Source organism: Staphylococcus sp. HMSC056G08 (assembly GCF_001812305.1).
In the GTDB taxonomy this organism is placed as follows: domain Bacteria; phylum Bacillota; class Bacilli; order Staphylococcales; family Staphylococcaceae; genus Staphylococcus; species Staphylococcus simulans.
This window is the reverse complement of the sequence record NZ_KV808469.1, coordinates 1-1,060: the sequence shown is the minus strand read 5'-3', so window position 1 is coordinate 1,060 and position 1,060 is coordinate 1. Positions and strand designations below refer to the sequence as shown.

2 protein-coding genes and 1 pseudogene are annotated in these 1,060 nt (G+C 34.2%); all 3 read left to right on the top strand.

Annotated features, from left to right (window positions below; translation table 11 throughout):
• A pseudogene (locus HMPREF2846_RS14370) lies at positions 1-431 on the top strand (hypothetical protein); the annotation flags it as partial.
• A 12-nt stretch (positions 432-443) separates the two neighbouring features.
• Positions 444-851, top strand: coding sequence for a hypothetical protein (locus tag HMPREF2846_RS06845; RefSeq protein WP_070626267.1), 408 nt, complete (start codon positions 444-446; stop codon positions 849-851).
• Between the two features lies 1 nt (position 852).
• Positions 853-1,005 (top strand): XkdX family protein, encoded by a 153-nt coding sequence (locus HMPREF2846_RS13875; protein ID WP_083309983.1) that lies wholly within the window; start codon positions 853-855, stop codon positions 1,003-1,005.
• The last annotated feature ends 55 nt before the right edge of the window (positions 1,006-1,060 follow it).

Genomic DNA, 1,060 nt, shown 5'->3' with positions numbered 1-1,060 from the left:
TTAATTTAAACAGAATTTTTATGAAAAATTGTCACATATCTTGGTCAGATTGGAAAGAAATTACAAATAATCAATCTGATACTGGTTGGCTACCATTTAGTTTAATCAACGGTGTTAGATCAAACACTACTTATAAGAGTGCAGGAGAGAATGGATTTGATTGTGCATATAGAATAATTACTAACGGTAGTGAAACTAAAAAACTACTTAGGGTCAATGGAACAAATTTAAAACAAAGTCAAGTTATTGCTCAATTGCCCAGTGGATTTGCAAAAAATGCTCAAACATTCCCTGTAAGAGTGCCAATTAATCATTCTGGTGCATATCTAACAATCAGACCTAGTGGTGAAGTTAAATTTTATATAGTTGGTGATTCTAGCGAATGGATTTCTACGGACTACGCATACGGTCAGTATGAATGGACGGAATAAAGGAGGGATAAAATGAAAGTAGTTTACCTATATGATGGTACACCTCACCTAGTATTTAAAAACGAAGAAGGGGAATATCAATATCCAGAAGAAACATGGACTGAAATGCCACCGCCAGAGGGTATTTACAGTCCATTTTATTTTGATGGTAATGAGTGGATAGGTGCTACTCGTGAAGAATGGTTAGAGAGTTTTCCTAAAGATGAAGATGGAGAACCACAATCACCAGACCAATCCATATTACAAATGGCACAAACACAAATGCAAGTTGCAGAAAGTTCTTACCAATTACGAGAAACACAACAGAAGTTAGCTTTAACTATGTTAGATAATGCCGAGAAAGATAAAAGTATTAAAAATTTAGAACAACAGCAAGCTCAAATACTATTAGAAATAGCAGAAATGAAAGGGGGAAAATAATATGTTTCCAGGTTTTGACAATATTAAATATTTTTATGATAGAAGATGCTACACTAACGCGCAAGTTAAACGTTTTGTAGAGTTAGAGTGTATTACTAAAGAGCAGTATACAGAAATCACAGGTGAAGAATATCCAGAACAACCACAGGCTTAGGCTTGTGGTTTTTATTTAGATGGAAGTAGGTGAACACATGAGCAAAAATTTTACA